21 protein-coding genes are annotated in these 15,696 nt (G+C 64.2%); 12 read left to right on the top strand and 9 right to left on the bottom strand.

Annotation, left to right across the window (positions count from 1 at the left end; all coding sequences use genetic code 11):
- On the bottom strand, window positions 1–732 hold the full coding sequence (locus tag ACK4TE_RS08600) for an SDR family NAD(P)-dependent oxidoreductase (RefSeq protein ID WP_409911086.1): 732 nt from the start codon (window positions 730–732) through the stop codon (window positions 1–3).
- An 80-nt stretch (window positions 733–812) separates the two neighbouring features.
- Here ACK4TE_RS08600 and ACK4TE_RS08595 point away from each other — a divergent pair, with 80 nt between their 5' ends.
- The gene (locus tag ACK4TE_RS08595) at window positions 813–2,006 is read left to right on the top strand and encodes an FAD-dependent oxidoreductase (protein ID WP_409911085.1); all 1,194 of its coding nucleotides are present in this window, start codon (window positions 813–815) and stop codon (window positions 2,004–2,006) included.
- A gap of 2 nt (window positions 2,007–2,008) precedes the next feature.
- Here the strand turns inward: ACK4TE_RS08595 and mutM are convergent, their stop codons facing one another.
- Window positions 2,009–2,854: a bifunctional DNA-formamidopyrimidine glycosylase/DNA-(apurinic or apyrimidinic site) lyase gene (mutM, locus tag ACK4TE_RS08590; RefSeq protein WP_409911084.1), complete on the bottom strand. Its 846-nt coding sequence runs from the start codon at window positions 2,852–2,854 to the stop codon at window positions 2,009–2,011.
- Between the two features lie 46 nt (window positions 2,855–2,900).
- Here mutM and ACK4TE_RS08585 point away from each other — a divergent pair, with 46 nt between their 5' ends.
- From ACK4TE_RS08585 to coaBC, 4 genes are all read left to right on the top strand, one after another.
- Window positions 2,901–3,689 (top strand): class I SAM-dependent methyltransferase, encoded by a 789-nt coding sequence (locus ACK4TE_RS08585; protein WP_409911083.1) that lies wholly within the window; start codon window positions 2,901–2,903, stop codon window positions 3,687–3,689.
- 3 nt (window positions 3,690–3,692) lie between these two features.
- Window positions 3,693–5,213: an AarF/UbiB family protein gene (locus ACK4TE_RS08580; protein WP_409911082.1), complete on the top strand. Its 1,521-nt coding sequence runs from the start codon at window positions 3,693–3,695 to the stop codon at window positions 5,211–5,213.
- 123 nt (window positions 5,214–5,336) lie between these two features.
- A complete protein-coding gene (locus ACK4TE_RS08575) occupies window positions 5,337–5,657 on the top strand; it encodes a hypothetical protein (protein ID WP_409911081.1) in 321 nt (106 codons plus the stop codon).
- Window positions 5,658–5,774: 117 nt separating this feature from the next.
- Complete coding sequence (gene coaBC, locus ACK4TE_RS08570) at window positions 5,775–7,001, top strand: bifunctional phosphopantothenoylcysteine decarboxylase/phosphopantothenate--cysteine ligase CoaBC (RefSeq protein WP_409911080.1); 1,227 nt, start codon at window positions 5,775–5,777, stop codon at window positions 6,999–7,001.
- 1 nt (window position 7,002) lies between these two features.
- Here the strand turns inward: coaBC and ACK4TE_RS08565 are convergent, their stop codons facing one another.
- Complete coding sequence (locus ACK4TE_RS08565) at window positions 7,003–7,233, bottom strand: GDCCVxC domain-containing (seleno)protein (protein ID WP_409911079.1); 231 nt, start codon at window positions 7,231–7,233, stop codon at window positions 7,003–7,005.
- Window positions 7,215–7,580, bottom strand: coding sequence for a hypothetical protein (locus tag ACK4TE_RS08560; protein WP_409911078.1), 366 nt, complete (start codon window positions 7,578–7,580; stop codon window positions 7,215–7,217). The genes ACK4TE_RS08565 and ACK4TE_RS08560 overlap by 19 nt, the downstream gene beginning before the upstream one ends.
- Window positions 7,581–7,628: 48 nt before the next feature.
- On the opposite strand from ACK4TE_RS08560, the gene ACK4TE_RS08555 reads away from it, so the two are divergent.
- The 4 genes from ACK4TE_RS08555 (at window position 7,629) to ACK4TE_RS08540 (ending at window position 9,125) form a co-directional block, all read left to right on the top strand.
- Window positions 7,629–8,021, top strand: a complete 393-nt coding sequence (locus ACK4TE_RS08555) for a MerR family transcriptional regulator (RefSeq protein ID WP_409911077.1) — start codon at window positions 7,629–7,631, stop codon at window positions 8,019–8,021.
- A gap of 47 nt (window positions 8,022–8,068) precedes the next feature.
- Complete coding sequence (gene dut, locus ACK4TE_RS08550; protein WP_409911076.1) at window positions 8,069–8,524, top strand: dUTP diphosphatase; 456 nt, start codon at window positions 8,069–8,071, stop codon at window positions 8,522–8,524.
- A gap of 78 nt (window positions 8,525–8,602) precedes the next feature.
- On the top strand, window positions 8,603–8,821 hold the full coding sequence (locus ACK4TE_RS08545) for a hypothetical protein (RefSeq protein WP_409911075.1): 219 nt from the start codon (window positions 8,603–8,605) through the stop codon (window positions 8,819–8,821).
- Between the two features lie 73 nt (window positions 8,822–8,894).
- Complete coding sequence (locus ACK4TE_RS08540; protein ID WP_409911074.1) at window positions 8,895–9,125, top strand: hypothetical protein; 231 nt, start codon at window positions 8,895–8,897, stop codon at window positions 9,123–9,125.
- Here the strand turns inward: ACK4TE_RS08540 and ACK4TE_RS08535 are convergent.
- From ACK4TE_RS08535 to ACK4TE_RS08515, 5 genes are all read right to left on the bottom strand, one after another.
- A complete protein-coding gene (locus ACK4TE_RS08535; RefSeq protein WP_409911073.1) occupies window positions 9,122–10,468 on the bottom strand; it encodes an ATP-dependent RecD-like DNA helicase in 1,347 nt (448 codons plus the stop codon). The two genes, ACK4TE_RS08540 and ACK4TE_RS08535, sit on opposite strands and share 4 nt — an antisense overlap.
- Window positions 10,469–10,473: 5 nt before the next feature.
- On the bottom strand, window positions 10,474–10,920 hold the full coding sequence (locus ACK4TE_RS08530) for an N-acetyltransferase family protein (RefSeq protein ID WP_409911072.1): 447 nt from the start codon (window positions 10,918–10,920) through the stop codon (window positions 10,474–10,476).
- A 51-nt stretch (window positions 10,921–10,971) separates the two neighbouring features.
- Window positions 10,972–12,375, bottom strand: a complete 1,404-nt coding sequence (gene lpdA, locus ACK4TE_RS08525; protein ID WP_409911071.1) for a dihydrolipoyl dehydrogenase — start codon at window positions 12,373–12,375, stop codon at window positions 10,972–10,974.
- 87 nt (window positions 12,376–12,462) lie between these two features.
- Window positions 12,463–12,834 (bottom strand): hypothetical protein, encoded by a 372-nt coding sequence (locus ACK4TE_RS08520; protein ID WP_409911070.1) that lies wholly within the window; start codon window positions 12,832–12,834, stop codon window positions 12,463–12,465.
- A 62-nt stretch (window positions 12,835–12,896) separates the two neighbouring features.
- Window positions 12,897–13,574 (bottom strand): hypothetical protein, encoded by a 678-nt coding sequence (locus tag ACK4TE_RS08515; protein WP_409911069.1) that lies wholly within the window; start codon window positions 13,572–13,574, stop codon window positions 12,897–12,899.
- A gap of 134 nt (window positions 13,575–13,708) precedes the next feature.
- On the opposite strand from ACK4TE_RS08515, the gene ACK4TE_RS08510 reads away from it, so the two are divergent.
- From ACK4TE_RS08510 to ACK4TE_RS08500, 3 genes are all read left to right on the top strand, one after another.
- The gene (locus tag ACK4TE_RS08510; RefSeq protein WP_409911068.1) at window positions 13,709–14,482 is read left to right on the top strand and encodes an SDR family oxidoreductase; all 774 of its coding nucleotides are present in this window, start codon (window positions 13,709–13,711) and stop codon (window positions 14,480–14,482) included.
- A 77-nt stretch (window positions 14,483–14,559) separates the two neighbouring features.
- Window positions 14,560–15,291: a hypothetical protein gene (locus tag ACK4TE_RS08505; RefSeq protein ID WP_409911067.1), complete on the top strand. Its 732-nt coding sequence runs from the start codon at window positions 14,560–14,562 to the stop codon at window positions 15,289–15,291.
- A 122-nt stretch (window positions 15,292–15,413) separates the two neighbouring features.
- Complete coding sequence (locus ACK4TE_RS08500; protein ID WP_409911138.1) at window positions 15,414–15,647, top strand: helix-turn-helix transcriptional regulator; 234 nt, start codon at window positions 15,414–15,416, stop codon at window positions 15,645–15,647.
- Window positions 15,648–15,696: the final 49 nt, after the last annotated feature.

Genomic DNA, 15,696 nt, shown 5'->3' with positions numbered 1-15,696 from the left:
CTACCAGCTCTCGCTCCACGGGCGCAGGTCCAGCTCATGCGTCCAGGCCGAACGATGCTGGCGGTGCAGCCAGACATAATTCTTCGCGATTTCGTCCGGCAGCAGCAGGCCGTCTTTCGCAAAGCGATCTGCCGCATCCGGAACATTCTCGCGGATGAACTGGCTGTTGATCGGCCCGTCGATGACGACATGCGCAACATGGATACCTTCCGGGCCAAGCTCGCGCGCCATCGATTGTGCCAGCGCGCGCAGCGCATGCTTTGCGCCGGCAAAAGCGGAGAAGCCCTCGCGGCCGCGCACGCCGGCGGTGGCGCCGGTGAAGATGATGGTTCCGCGGCCGCGCGGACGCATCACACGTGCCGCCTCGCGCCCGGCAAGGAACCCCGAATAGGCCGCCATCTCCCAGACCTTCTGATAGACACGCGAGGTCGTCTCCGTGATGCCGAAGCGGACATTGGCGCCGATATTGAACACGCATACTTCCAGAGGGCCGACCTCCGCCTCGATCTGGTCGACCAGCGCGGCGGTCGCCTCCTCCTCGCGCGCATCAACGCCAAAGGCGCGCGCCTTGCAGCCTTCAGCCTCGATCTGCGCGACCAGTTCGTTCAGCGACACGAGATTGCGCGGCCGCCGGCTGACACACGCGACCAGTCCCTCGCGGGCGAAGGCTTTTGCGATGGCGCCGCCGGTGGCGTCTCCTGCACCGACGATCAGCGCGGCTCCTTGAGGCATGGCGATCTCTCCCGTTTCTTTTCGGAACTCACTCTGCTTGAGACTTGCGCAACGTGCAAGGAGCAGGGCTAAACAGGCTGATGAGCGCGAAGTTATCGATCGGAATTGCGGGGGCCGGGGTTGGCGGGCTGGCGAGCGGGATACTGCTGGCGCGGGCAGGCCACCGGGTGACGGTGTTTGACCAGTTTGAAGCAGCCGGCCCCGTCGGCTCCGGGTTGATGCTGCAGGAGACAGGGCTGACGATCCTCGGCGCGCTGGGCCTGCGGGCGGGGGCGGAAGCGCTGGGCAGTCCGATAACGCGGCTGTGGGGTGTGTCGTCTGAGACGGGCAGGGCGGTGCTCGATGTGCGTTACGGCGCGCTGCGGAAAAGCCTCATCGGGATTGGCATCCAGCGCGCAGCCCTGTTCGATCTGCTGTTTGAGGCGGCAAAGGCAGCCGGCGTCCAGGTTGTGCTTGGCACACGGATCGTTTCGGCAGACAGTGAGGCGGGCGTGTTCCGGGACACGGAGGGTAGCGCGCTTGGTCCGTACGATCTCCTGATCGACTGTATGGGTGTGCGCTCGCCGCTGGCATCGAAACCGTCAAAGGAGCTGCCCTATGGCGCGCTTTGGGCAACACTGCCCTGGCCGGAGAGCAGCGTGTTTGACGATGCCGCGCTGGAACAGCGCTACGAAGCGGCGCGCAAGATGGCGGGCGTGATGCCGTCCGGCAGGGCCGCGCCCGGTGCGCCGGTGAGCCTCACCTATTTCTGGTCGATCCGGGGCGATGCTTACGAGGCTTTCCGCACCGCGCCGCTCGCCGACTGGAAGCGGGAGGCGAGCGCGCTCTGGCCGGAGACGGCGGTGCTGCTTGATCAGATCACGGAGCATGACCAGCTGACTTTCGCGCGCTATCGCCACCGCACGCACTGGCCGGCCACCGAAGGCCGCCTGATTCGTCTGGGTGACAGCTGGCACGCGACCAGCCCGCAACTCGGGCAGGGGGCGAATATGGCGCTGCTGGATGCCTTTGCGCTGGCGCGCGCTGTGGAGGCAGGCGGCGAGATTGCTGCGGACTACACGCGGATGCGCGCGCTGCATGTGCGCCTCTTTCAAGGCATGAGCCATATGTTCACGCCGGTCTACCAGTCGGATTCTGCGGTTCTGCCCTGGCTCAGGGACTGGCTCGCAGCGCCGGTCTCGAAGATCTGGCCCGCGCTGCCACTGCTGGCGGCGCTGGTGAGCGGGGGGATCGGGGCGCCGCTGGCTAAGCTGGGGCTGAGGGCGGAGCGGTAGGGCTACTTCTGGCACCCGCCGCAATAGAAACTCGATCGGCCCGATTGCACGATGCGCTTCACCGTCGCGCCGCAGCGTTTGCAGGGCTCGCCTTCGCGGTCGTAGACATCAAACCGGTGCTGGAAGTAGCCGAGTTCGCCTTCGGCATTTGCGAAGTCGGAAATCGAGGAGCCACCCGCTTCGATGGCTTCGGCGATGACGGCGTTGATCGCCGGGGCGAGGCGGAGGGCGCGCTGGCCGGGGATGGTTTTCGACAGGCGCTTGGGCGAGATGCCGGCGCGGTAGAGCGCTTCGCAGACATAGATGTTGCCGAGGCCCGCGACGACTTTCTGGTCGAGCAGGGCAGCCTTGATCGGCGCGGCTTTTCCGGCAAGCGCTTTACCAAGATAATCGGCCGAGAAATGGTTCGACAGCGGTTCCGGCCCCATCTGCGTTAACCTTGGGTATGCCCCGAATTCCGCGGCCGGCCAGAGCTCCATGAAGCCGAAGCGGCGAGGGTCGTTATAGGTGACCGTCTCACCACCCTCCATGTGGAAGACGACATGGTCGTGGGACTCGGCGGCGCCGGTTTCATGGTGGAATGCGCCTTTCATCTGACCGGAGATGGTGAACCGCCCGGTCATGCCGAGATGCATGACAAGGACTTCCCCGGTCGACAGGTGGGCCGCCAGGAATTTCGCCTGCCGGGCCAGCCGGTCGATCCGGGCGCCTTTCAGCCGCTGCGGAAAGCGCTCGGGCAGGGGAAAGCGCAGGTCCGCCCGGCGCTGCTCGACCCGGAGGATGCGCCGCCCCTCCATCACGGGGGCAAGTCCGCGGCGAACTGTCTCGACTTCGGGTAATTCAGGCATCTTTATCGCATATACGCTATGGCTGAGGCAGGTAAGATAGGCGCGCATGACAGGCACGGATAGCAACGAACGCATCGTCTCCTTCGGTTTCGAGGATGTGACGGAAAGCGAGAAGGTCGCCCGCGTGAAGGGCGTGTTCCGCTCTGTTGCCTCGCGCTATGACCTGATGAACGACCTGATGAGCGCCGGCGTCCACCGTTTGTGGAAGCATGATGCGATGAACAAGGTGAACCCCCAGCCGGGCGAGCGCCACCTTGATGTTGCCGGCGGCACGGGCGAGCTGGCACGGGCGTTTCTCACACTGGCGGATGCGGCGGGCAAACGCCGCGGCGATGCGCGCCCGGCAACAGCGATTGTCTGCGACATCAACGATGCGATGCTGGAAGCCGGCAAGGCGCGCGCAGACAATGCGCAATGGGCGGGCCGCCTGAACTGGGTCTGCGCCGATGGCCAGAAGCTGCCTTATCCGGACAAGAGCTTTGATGCCGTCACGGTCTCTTTCGGCATCCGCAATTTTGCAGACCGCGTGGCGGGTCTGCGCGAATTCCGCCGTGTACTGAAGACCGGTGGGCGCCTTGCCGTACTCGAGTTCAGCCAGATGACGGTGCCCGTGCTGCAGGAGGCTTATGACGCCTACAGCTTCGCCGTCATTCCGCGCCTCGGCGAACTGATCGCATCGGACCGCGAAAGCTATCAGTATTTGGTCGAATCGATCCGCAAGTTTCCGGACCAGCAGACATTCAAGACCGAAATTGAAGGCGCCGGGTTCTCGCAAGTGTCAGTGACGAACTATTCGGGCGGCATCGCAGCTTTGCATTTCGGCTGGGCGGTCTGACGGATGCTGAAAGCGCTCTCCGACTATCGCCGGCTGATGCGCGCGGGCACGGCGCTGGCCCGGCATGATGTCATCCTGCCGGGGGAGTACCAGTCGCGCCTGCCGCTGCCGGCGCGGATTGCGGGCGGGGTGCTGCGCATTTTCAGCGGTGCGCGCGGACGTCCCGGTGAGCGCCTTGCGCGGGCGCTGGAGAGTCTCGGGCCTGCTTACATCAAGCTCGGCCAGTTCCTGGCGACCCGGCCGGACGTGTTCGGTTCGGAAGTCGCGGGTGACCTGTCGCGGCTGAAGGACAAGCTGCCGCCTTTCTCCATGAAACAGGCGCGCGCTGCGCTCGCAGCCGAGTTCGGCAAGGCGGAGGCCGAGCGGCTGTTCTCCGCGCTGTCGGAGCCTGTCGCTGCGGCCTCGCTCGCGCAGGTGCACCGCATGGAACTGCCAGACGGCGCGCGCGCGGTGAAAATCCTGCGCCCCGGTATCGAGCGCCAGCTTGAGCTGGAACTCTCCGCCATGCGCCGCGCCGCGCGCACGATCGAGGGCGTTTCCTCCGAAAGCCGGCGCCTGCGGCCCATCGCCTTCACCGAAACCATCGCCACATCGATGATGCGCGAGACCGACCTTCGCCTTGAAGCGGGCGGCGCAGACGAGATGCGCGCCGTGAACGAGAAGACCGGGTTCTTCCGTGTACCGAGGGTCGACTGGGAACGCACAGGCCGCCGCGTACTGACGGCCGAATGGATCGAAGGCACGCCGCTGACCGCGCCCGGCGCGCTGGACCGGTCGGGTCTGGACCGCAACAAGCTTGCCAATGACATCATCCAGGGCTTCCTCGCGAGCGCGCTCGATCACGGCGTCTTCCACGCCGACATGCATGAGGGCAACGCGATCATCACGCCGGAAGGCCGGATCGCGCTTGTCGATTTCGGCATCATCGGCAGGGTAGGGCCCATAGAGCGGCGTTTCCTGGCGGAGATTCTCTGGGGCTTCCTGAAGCGCGATTATGTGCGCATCGCGGAAGTGCATTTCGAGGCGGGCTATGTGCCATCCAGCCAGTCTGTCGGCGATTTCGCGCAGGCACTGCGCTCGATTGGCGAACCGCTGTTCGGCCGCTCTGCCGAAGACGTGTCGATGGGCCGGGTGCTCTTGCAGCTGTTCGATTATACGCACACGTTCGGCATGGTGCTGCGCCCGGAACTCGTGCTGCTTCAGAAAACCATGGTGCAGGTGGAAGGCGTCGCGCGCGCCATCGATCCGGCGGTGAATATCTGGAACGCCTCGGAACCGGTGGTCGGCGACTGGATCCGGCGCAATTTCGGACCCGAAGGCGCGGTGCGGCTCGTTGCCGAGAACATCCGCGATGTCGCCAATCGGCTGAAGCGCTTGCCGGAAGTCATGGACCGGTTCGAGAAATCCCTCGAGGCGGAACCCACGCCGCCGCCGAAACCCGAACGTTTCGCACCCTGGTGGGGCTGGTTCGGGTTGATCGGAATTCTGGGTGTTGCTGCGGCGTGGGCCGTGCGCGGATTCTGAGGCGAATTTCTCGCGGCTGCGGGTCCTGCCTGCCTGTGAGTTTCCCGCAGGGGGCGTAAGGGCTTCGCGGCGTTAAGACTCCGGTTAGCATTCACGCTCCGCCACCAGAAGGGAGCCGGAGCCATGAAACTCGCCGTCCTGTTCATCGCCGCCGGTCTCGCTGCCGCGCCCGCCTTTGCCGACACCTGCGCCGCCGCGACCGATGCAGCCACGCGCGCCGCGCTGGACAACGCTGCTGCCAAGGGCCAGCGCACCGCCACCGTCCGCGTCGCCTGCGGCGGCAAGACCGAGACTTTCGTCCTCCACCGCACCGAAACGGCGCGCGGCACATCTGTCTCCGTGCGCACGGTTCAGGCTTCGCCCGCAAGCCGGGTGATCAAGGTGGATGACAAGCCGGGCTTCGGCAACTCCACCAGCGCCCACCTCATCCGCGTCGGCGACTGAGGCGCCAAACCTTACCGCGGTGTTGACGCCGGCGTGCCATTCCCGAGGTTTTGATGGGGGCGCGGCAAGGTTTTTGCGCTAGGAATGGGGCTAGTCAGACCCGATATATCCGGAACCATGAGCGCTAAACGCATCCTCCTGATCATTGGCGGCGGCATCGCGGCCTATAAGAGCCTGGAGCTGATCCGCGAGCTGGGCCGGCGCGGCATTGCCTCGCGCGTGATCCTGACGAAGGCCGGCGCGCAGTTCGTGACGCCGCTTTCGGTCGCCGCGCTCTCCGGCGAGAAGGTCTTTTCCGAACTGTTCGATCTCACCGACGAGACCGAGATGGGCCATATCGAGCTGTCGCGCTCGGCTGATCTCGTCGTCGTCTGCCCGGCAACCGCGGACCTGATGGCGAAAGCGGCGAACGGCCTCGCCAATGATCTTGCCTCCACCACACTGCTCGCCACCGACAAGCCTGTGCTGATGGTGCCGGCGATGAACGTGCGGATGTGGGAACATGCCGCGACGAAGCGCAATGTCGCCCGTCTGCGCGCGGACGGCGTGACGGTTGTTGAGCCGGATGTCGGGCCGATGGCCTGCGGTGAGTTCGGGCCGGGTCGCCTGCCGGATGTGCCGGTGATCGTGCGCGAGATCGAGGCGATGCTCTTGCCGAAAGCGAAACGCCTCAGTGGCTTGCACGCGCTCGTCACCGCCGGGCCGACGCGTGAGCCGCTGGACCCGGTGCGCTATATTTCCAATCAGTCCTCCGGCAAGCAGGGCTATGCGATTGCTGCGGCGCTCGCCGCCGAAGGCGCGCGCGTGACGCTGGTGTCAGGACCGGTCTCGCTCGCCGCGCCGGCCTGTGTGGAACTCGTGCAGGTGGAGACCGCGCGGGAGATGCTGAAGGCGTGCGAAGATGCTCTGCCTGCGGATGTTTTTGTCTCCGTCGCTGCGGTCGCCGACTGGCGCCCGGTGAAGGCTGCGCCGCAGAAGCTGAAGCTGAAAGGCAAGGGCGCCGCCCCCGCCATCGAGCTGGCCGAAAACCCGGACATCCTGCGCACGCTCAGCCACAAGCGCAAAAACCGCCCGCGCCTTGTCATCGGCTTTGCCGCAGAGACGCATGATGTCGAAGCCCTCGCCACCGACAAGCGCGCCCGCAAGGGCTGCGACTGGATTGTCGCCAATGATGTGTCCGGCGATGTGATGGGCGGGGCGGAGAACGAGGTTTACCTGATCACGGAGGAGGGCAGCGAACACTGGCCGCGCCTCGCCAAGGAAGACGTCTCCCGCCGCCTCGCCGCCCGCATCGCCGACGCGCTCACCGGCCCGCAGACGGGTTTGCGGCTCGCGGCGGAGTAGCCTAGCTACAACATCCGTTGCCGAGCTGAATAGGCGGACATTTGGCCGTTCCGTAGGAACAGAAGACACAGCAATCGCCCGGCTTAGGTCGTAGCAGTTCGCCGCATCCCGTGCAGTCATAATAATACTGGCATGCGTTGGTAGGCATGGTCTCGGTTTTCTGATGGCCGCAGAGCGGGCAGATCAACGTCGATTCGGGTTCAAAGGCTTCGGTCAAATCAGGTCCAGCCATTTCAGGATTTCGATTTCGTGTTGGGGCAACTGCCAAGCCACAGCCAGCAGAAGGCTCGAAACGCCCATACTGGTCCAGAACTTCGCGCGTGGCCTTCGACCTTTCCAGAATGCTGCAATAAACGCTGCCAGCATCAGCAATGCGGTGGCGGCGATCATGGGCTCTCGCCAGCGCTCAAGAAGCGCTAGGTTCGCTGCCAATACGCTGCCAAGCCCGACATAGGCGAGCAGAAGCGGCAGGATGCAGCAGGATGCGCCGAGCAATGCGAAGAAGCCGGACAATATGCCCGCGCCAGAAAGCCAGCCCGGTGCGTGTTCGGAGGAGGGGTGTCTGGATTGCGTTTCCATACCCTTCGTCTAGCATCTGTAGTAACTACAGGAGCAAGGATTACTTTCGTGAGTACCTTCACAATCGGGCGACTGAGCCGCGAATCCGGCGTGCATATCGAAACTATCCGGTTCTACGAGAAGGCGGACCTCATGCCGGAACCTCGCCGGTCACAAGGCGGACGGCGTCTTTACACGTCGTCCGACGCGGCACGGTTGACCTTCATTCGCCGAGCTCGCGAGCTTGGTTTCCCGCTCGATCTGATCCGGGCGATGATGGGTATGCATGATCGTTCGATGACGTGTGCCGAAGTCCACACTGAAGCCAGTCGCCAGCTCGCGCTGGTGCATGAAAAGATCGCAACACTGACCGAACTGGAAAAGAGGCTCGGCTCCATCCTTGAGAATTGTGCACTGACGGACACACCTGACTGTGCCGTGATAGAAAGCCTGTCTGCTTAAGGCGCTCGCGGCTTGACTCCTGCGCAGAGTCTCCGCACCCGGGGGCGATGAGCAATATCACTGTTCAAGTCCGCCCGCTGCCGCATTTCGACGGGCTGCAGCTGCCGTCTTACGAAACCGCAGGCTCTGCCGGCATGGATGTGCGCGCCGCTGTGCCCGAAAATGAACCCGTGGTGCTCGCGCCCGGCGCGCGCGCGATGGTGCCGACCGGCCTCTCTGTCGCAATCCCCGAAGGCTACGAGATCCAGGTGCGCCCGCGCTCGGGCCTTGCGGCCAAGCATGGCCTCACCTGCCTCAACACGCCGGGCACGATCGATTCGGATTATCGCGGCGAGATCAAGGTGATCCTGATCAATCTCGGGGCAGAAGCCTTCACCATCCAGCGCGGCGAACGCATCGCCCAGCTCGTCCTCGCCCCGGTCACCCGCCTCGGCTGGCAGGAAGTCAGCGAGCTCGGAGAGACCGCGCGAGGCTCAGGCGGGTTTGGGTCGACGGGGCGCTGAGTCGTTTTTTTCTCCCTCGCCTCTTGCGCTGACCTTCAATCTTCCCACATTGATAATCGATATGTGAGGGAGGATGACATGTCTGGTTTCTGGCTGTTCATGACCGTGGCCCTGATCGTCTGGGCGGTTGCGGGCAGGTCGCGGTGCCGGCCGCGCCGGTATGCCGGGTATCCGGAGGCCGATGTGCGCGGGGCGCGGGATACGGAGATCGACCGTCTCAACGAGCGCATCCGCGTGCTGGAGGAAATCATCACCGACCGCGACTGGCGCCTGCGCCGCGATATCGACCGGCTCTGATCCATCCTGATCCGGCCTTTTATTCACCGCCCCTTTGGGGCATCTTGCCTGCTGCGAACCGGAGGATGATCACATGGGTCCGTTTGAAATGGTGGTGCTCATCGTCGCGATCAGCGTCGGGGCAGGGGTCTACACCACTTACCTGAAGACCCGCGCCAATTCCCGCGCGGATGATGTCACGCAGGGCGAGGTCGCGAAACTGCGCGAGGACGTGGCGCGGCTGAAGGAGCGCGTGAAGACGCTGGAAGCGATCGTCACCGACAAGGACCGCGCGCTGGCAGACGAAATCCGCAAGCTCGCTTAAACGAGCACGCCCTCGTCCTTCCGGAATTTTGCCAGCAAGTAGGCCGGCGTGTCCTCAATCGTGTCGAGGTCGCCGAAGGCAAACGCGTCGCGGTCGAGCACGAGGTCGCGCGGGCGCAGGGGCCGTGAGATTTCGAGCCCTTCCAGTGTGCGCGCCCGCGAGAAGGCGACATAGGCCTGTCCGTGCGCGAACATACCGGAGTCGAAATCGATATAGACATTGTCGAGCGTCAGGCCCTGCGCCTTGTGCACGGTGACGGCGTAGGCAAGGCGCAGCGGCACCTGCTTGAACGTGCCGACCACTTCGCGCTTCACTTTCTTCGAGTCCATCTCGAAATCATAGCGGTACTTTTCCCAGGCCGCCTGCTCGATCTCGTAGACCCGTTTGCCGATCTTCACGATCACGCTCTTGGAGCCGAAGCCTTCGACATGCGCCAGCGTGCCGTTCACCCAGCGCCCTTCGGGATCGTTGCGGATCAGCATCACGCGCGCGCCGACCTTCAGCTCAAGGTCTGCCTCGGTCGGGAAGCTCTTGTCGTCGAACTGGCCCTGCACATCGGCGGCGAACACCTTGCGCTCGCCGGTCAGCTGAGCAAGGCGCGTCTGGTTGATGCGGAAGGCGTTGGCATTGTTCGGCGTGAGCACGACATGCGTGTCGGAGGCTTCTGCGGCGCTGCGTTTCGACACGAGACGGGCCAGCGTCAACTCATCTTGCGGCGTCACGCGGCCATTGCGCAGTGCGCCGAGCAGGGCGAGGAAGCGCGGGTCTTCCTGCCGGAACACATGCTTCAGGGCGAGCAGCGCGAACTCCGCTTCCTTGAAGGCGTGCGCGTTGTGGAAATAGTTCCCGCCGAAGCGTTCCTGCAGGATCGGGCTTTCCTGATTGGACACGACCGGCGGCAACTGGTGCAGGTCGCCGGAGAGGATCATCCGTACACCGCCGAATGGGCGTTTCGATCCGCGGTTCAGCTTCAGGCTGCGGTCTATGGCGTCCAGCATGTCGGAACGCACCATCGAGATTTCATCGATCACCATCGTGTCGATGGCCCGCACCACGCGCGCATTCGGTAGGCGGCGCACATCCTGTGCCTCGATCAGGCGCGGCGGCAGCTTGAAGAAGGAGTGGATCGTCTGCCCGCCGGCATTCATCGCGGCCACGCCGGTCGGCGCGACGACCACCGCCTTGTCACCCGCCTCTGCGAGGAATTTGCGTAGCAGCGTCGTCTTGCCCGTGCCGGCGCGCCCCGTGAGGAAGAGGTTGCCCTGCGCGCCCGCGCCGCGCGCGACCCATTCTGCCGGGGCGGCATAAACGGTTTCCGGGTTCGGGGGCAGGCGTGCGGGCAAAGCGGTCAGGGGCTGACAAGGCGCATCTGGCGCGCCTTGCCACTGGTGCCAGTGCTGGCCACGACCTGCCAGCCGAGCGCCTCATAGGCGCGGCGGGCGCCCAGGTTTTCCGCGTCGACATCCAGGCTCAGCGTGCCGTTGACATGCGCGCGCGCCACTTCCAGCAGGCCGCGGGCGACGCCGCAGAAGCGCCAGTCCCGGTCCACGAACATATGGTCGACATAGCCCTGCGCCATCTGCAGCGTCAGGAAGCCGATGATACCGGCATCGGGTTCCTCCGCGACCAAGGCATTCTGGGGCCCGAGCGCCCGGCGCAGGATCATGTACTGGCCCCGGTTACGCCCACGCCAGGGCATGTCGGTCAGGCAGTCGCGGAAGATCGACAGGCATGCGTTCGCATCTGCCGGATCAAACGGCCTGATGCTCCATCCTGCGCCCGCATGTGTGTACATGGGCCCACTCTAAGGGAGTTTTGCGCCGGGCGCCAGTCCCGGCGGGCAAGTCTACATCTGCATAGTCCAGCCTTCCACGCCCATGGCGGCCTGCCGGACGGCTTCCGACAGGGTGGGGTGGGCATGGCTGGTGCGGGCGATGTCTTCCGACGCGGCGCCGAATTCCATCGCGACGACGACTTCCGCGATCATCTCGCCGACGCCGACGCCGATCATGTGTGCGCCGAGGATCCGGTCCGTGCCTTTTTCGGCGAGGATTTTGACGAAGCCTGTGGTCTCGTGGTTCGTCCGTGCACGGGAGTTTGCCATGAACGGGAACTTGCCCTTCACATACTCGATGCCGGCGGCCTTCAGCTCTTCCTCATTCTTGCCGACCCAGGCGATTTCCGGGTTGGTATAGACGACGCTGGGCACAAGATCATAGTTCACATGGCCTGCCTTGCCGGCGATCAGCTCGGCAACCGCCGTGCCGTCATCCTCGGCCTTGTGCGCGAGCATCGGGCCCGGAATACAGTCGCCCACGGCCCAGACGCCGGGCGCAACGCGGAAGTGATCGGTCACTTCGATCACGCCGCGCTTGTCCGTCCTGCCGCCGACATTCTCGAGGCCGAGGCCTTCGGTGTAGGGCTTGCGGCCGATGGCGACGATGACGATGTCGGCGTCGACCGTTTCGGTCTCACCGCCCTTTGCGGGCTCCATCGAGACTTTCAGCTTGGTCTTCTGCTTCTCGATGCCGGTGACTTTTGTGCCGAGCTTGAAGGTGAGGCCCTGCTTCTTGAACGTGCGCTCGGCTTCTTTCGCCACTTCGGCGTCTGCCGGCGGCAGGATGCGGTCGAGATACTCCACCACAGTCACATCCGAACCGAGACGTGCCCAGACCGAGCCCATTTCAAGGCCGATCACACCAGCTCCGATCAGGACGAGGCGCTTCGGAACCGCGCTCAGCGACAGTGCGCCAACGTTCGAGACAATGCGCTCCTCGTCGATCTCGATGCCGGGCAGGGTGGCCGGCTCAGAACCGGTGGCGATGACGATGTTCTTCGTCTCCAGGACGCGGGTGCCGCCGTCTGCCAACGCGACCTCGACCTTGCCCGGCCCGAGGATTTTTCCACGCCCTTTGATATATTCGGCTTTGTTCTTTTTGAGCAGGAACTCGACGCCCTTGGTCAGGCCCTCAACCGCGTCGGACTTCTGCGCCATCATCTGCGCGAGATCGAGCTCGACCTTGCCAGTCTTGATGCCGAGCGCAGCGAAATCATGCTGCGCGGCATGGAACAGGTGCGAGGCATGCAGCAGGGCCTTCGACGGGATGCAGCCGACATTCAGGCAGGTGCCGCCGAGCTTTCCACGCGACTCGATGCACGCGACTTTCAGGCCCAGCTGGCCGGCGCGGATGGCGCAGTTATAGCCACCGGGGCCGCCCCCGATGATGACGACGTCATAGGTGTCTGCCATGGAATGATTGTCCTTTGCGCGCGAGGGCGGATGCGTTGCGCCGCATACCTATTCATTCCCGCCCTGAAATCAATCCGCAGGGATCGATTATTGGACCCAGTCGCGGCGGGTGAACAGGATCACGCCCGAGACGATTACGACGCCGAGGCCGGCAATCGAATCCGGTGTGATCATGTTGCTGTTGGCAGACAGGCTTGCCATCACCACGGCGAGCGCGATGAAAAGGACGCCGCCGATCAGTCCCAGGACGCCGCCGAAAGGCAGGCGCAGGGCCGCCAGCAGGCCGCCGCCAAGGGCAAGGCCGCCCGCGACGAGGCGCCAGCCGCTGGTCGGCGGATTCAGCAGCGCATCGGAGAGGGGGCTGCCCCGGCTGACGATCAGCTGAACGGCATAGATCGCATCCCAGAGCATCCAGGCGGCGATGAGGGCGACGATGGCCCCGGCAATCCTGCGGATCATGATCAGGTCTCCCGCCCTATGAGCAGGAAACTAGGCTCTGGGGCCGGTTCCGGCAATGGGAATCAGGCCGCCTCTTCCTCGTCGTCGAACCACTCCCCACGGCGGCGGGCGAGGGCTTCGGCGCGGCGTGCCTGCTTGCGGCGGGCCTGGGCGATCAGGAAGGCGCGCTGGCGGGCGACCATGATGTCCGGCACGAACAGGGGCGGGTGCTTCTTCTTAACTTTGACCGGCTTCTCGGCGACCAGAGGCTCGCCGCGCAGCGCCGCAGCAACGACGGGGTTCTCCATGGTTTCCGGCGTCACTTCGACATCGACATATTCCGGAGGGCGCTTGCGCAGTTCCCAGACCGCGATCAGCAGCAGCAGGGCGCCGGCCATCAGGCCCGCGAGCGCGCCTTCGCCGGCGGTCGGGTTTTCCCACCAGTTCGGATTGAAGTGAACGAGGAACACGGCCGGCACCGAGGCGGCAAGCGCGAACAGATACCAGCTGACGGCTCCGCCCTTGCGGGCGCCGAGCAGGGCGCTGGAGGCGTAGTAGCCAAGCGAGGCGAAGAGATAGGCGGCGCCATGCGTGATGCCGAGTTCGCGCCAGTTTACGGCGTCAATGCCGCCCTTCACATCATCCTGCACGATCCAGCCCATGACCATCACGATGGATGGCCAGCGCACGGCCGTCAGCGCGCCGAAGGCGAAGGCAATCGCATAGATCGTCAGTAGGAGGCAGATGAGGCGCCGGGACATTCACCATGTTTACATCCGTCACGGTAAGCCCTGGCTGAAGGAGATCGATGAAATTTCACCGATCTCCGCGAGGTGACCCTTGGCGGGGCTGGCGGCAGGTTGTTAGGTCAGGCGGAGAACAGGGAGGAGACAGAATGGGCCGCGTTTCAGGCAAAATGGCATTCATCACCGGCGGCGCGCAGGGCCTCGGCGAGGCAACCGCGCGGATGCTGGCGAAGGAGGGTGCGAAGGTCACCGTCACCGATATCAACGGGGCAGGGGCTGACGCAGTGGCGGCTTCGATCAACAAGGCACACGGCGCAGGCACCGCCTTCGCCTTCCAGCATGACGTGACCGATGGCGCGCGTTGGCAGGACGTGTTGCAGGCCGCGCATGATGCGATGGGCGGGCTGAACATTCTCGTCAACAATGCCGGCATCGGCTCGCTCGGCTCGGTGGAGGATGAGAGCTACGAGATGTTCCGCAAAGTGCAGGAAGTGGATGTCGATTCGATTTTCCTCGGCTGCAAGTATGCGATCCCCCTGATGCGCGTGCACGGGCTCGGCTCGATTATCAACATTTCCTCCATCGCGGGCATTATCGCGAGCGGCAATTACGTTGCCTACAACACGGCCAAGGCTGCGGTGCGGCATCTGTCGAAGTCGATTGCGCTGCACTGCGCGAAGACGGGCGGGCAGATCCGATGTAACTCCGTGCACCCCGTATTTATCAACACGCCGATTCTTGACCGCACCAAGGAGATGTTCGGCGAGCAGAAGGCGCTTGAAAAGCTCGGCCGTCAGATTCCGCTCGGCAAGGTCGGCGAGCCGGACGACATCGCCTATGCGGTGCTTTATCTCGCCTCGGACGAGTCGAAGCTGGTGACCGGCGCCGAACTGAAGGTCGATGGCGGCATCAGCGCGATGTAGGCATTAGATAGCGCTGGCCAAATCACTCAGTAGTGACCATCATCCATTGACCGAATACTCGTTTGAGGAAGGGCCGCATGAAGAAACAAGTTCTCTGCCTTGCAGGCCTACTCGTCGCGGCCTGCGCCAATCCGCCGGAGGAGCACGCCTTGCCCGCAGCCACACCCCTTGTGGCATCCCCTGCCGCAGAGAGTTGCGCGCCGCCCTCCGATTTTGGGGGCTATATCTTCTGGCTGGAGCCGCCTGCTGTTCTGCCGGGCGCCAGCATGGTTCTGACGCCCTGGTTCACGAGCCGGCCCGGCATGATCGTGCCCGTGGCCGCCAGCTGTCTTCAAGATGTTGCCATCACCGGCCCGGCCACGCTCGGGCCGGACGGGCGCACAGTCCTGATAGATGCGGACGCGGCCTCCGGCGCCGCCATTCAGGTTCAGGCCCGGGTGGGAGAAGCCAGCCTGTCCGGCCGCATGCTCGTCTATCTGGAAGAGGCCTTGCCCCTCGTCGGAAGATGGGCCCAGCCAGAAGCAGCGTGCGCCGCAGTGGGCGCCGAACCCGTCCGTGAGCTGATCTTCCATCCCGATGGCACTTTCTCCCTGACCTGGACCCCGTTCGAGATCTACAAGGATTACTGGGGCACCTACACATTTGAGGATGGCCGGCTGCAACTCTCCCCTGAGGGCGGCAACCATATGCCCGCAGATGCAGCCTATGCGGGGACGGCAGAACTTGCCGGCGGCTCACTGCGCCTTGCGCCCGGCCTATTCGGCTCGCCAAGGCAGGGCATCGCCTGCACCGAGCCCTTCGGCCGCTAGCCCTCTCCAATCGGCAGACGCACCCTGCGCCAGCACACATGCTGGCGCATGCCCCTATTGACGCGCAATGAATTATTGTGTAAACACAACATATCGATGCGATAAAAAGGTAATTCGCCTTGATTCACAACAGAATATCCGTGTTTCGCGCCGAGCGAGGCTTCAGCCGCAAGGAACTGGCGGAAAAGGTTGGGGTGAACCCCCAGACCATCGGCTATCTCGAGCGCGGGGATTATGCCCCTTCGGTCGAACTCGCGCTCAAGCTGTCGGGCATTTTCGGCGTACCGGTAGAACACCTTTTTTCGCTGAATCCGTTTGCCCCTCTCTCCCAAAGCCTCAAGACCCCGGAGTCCTGATCCCATGTTCATCCGTTCCAAAGCACATCCCTTCGGCCGGCAACTGCCC

The sequence above is a fragment of the Hyphomonas sp. genome, assembly GCF_046313975.1.
Classification (GTDB): Bacteria; Pseudomonadota; Alphaproteobacteria; order Caulobacterales; family Hyphomonadaceae; genus Hyphomonas.
The sequence above is the reverse complement of the archived record's forward strand: the minus strand, read 5'-3'. Positions and strand labels throughout refer to the sequence as shown.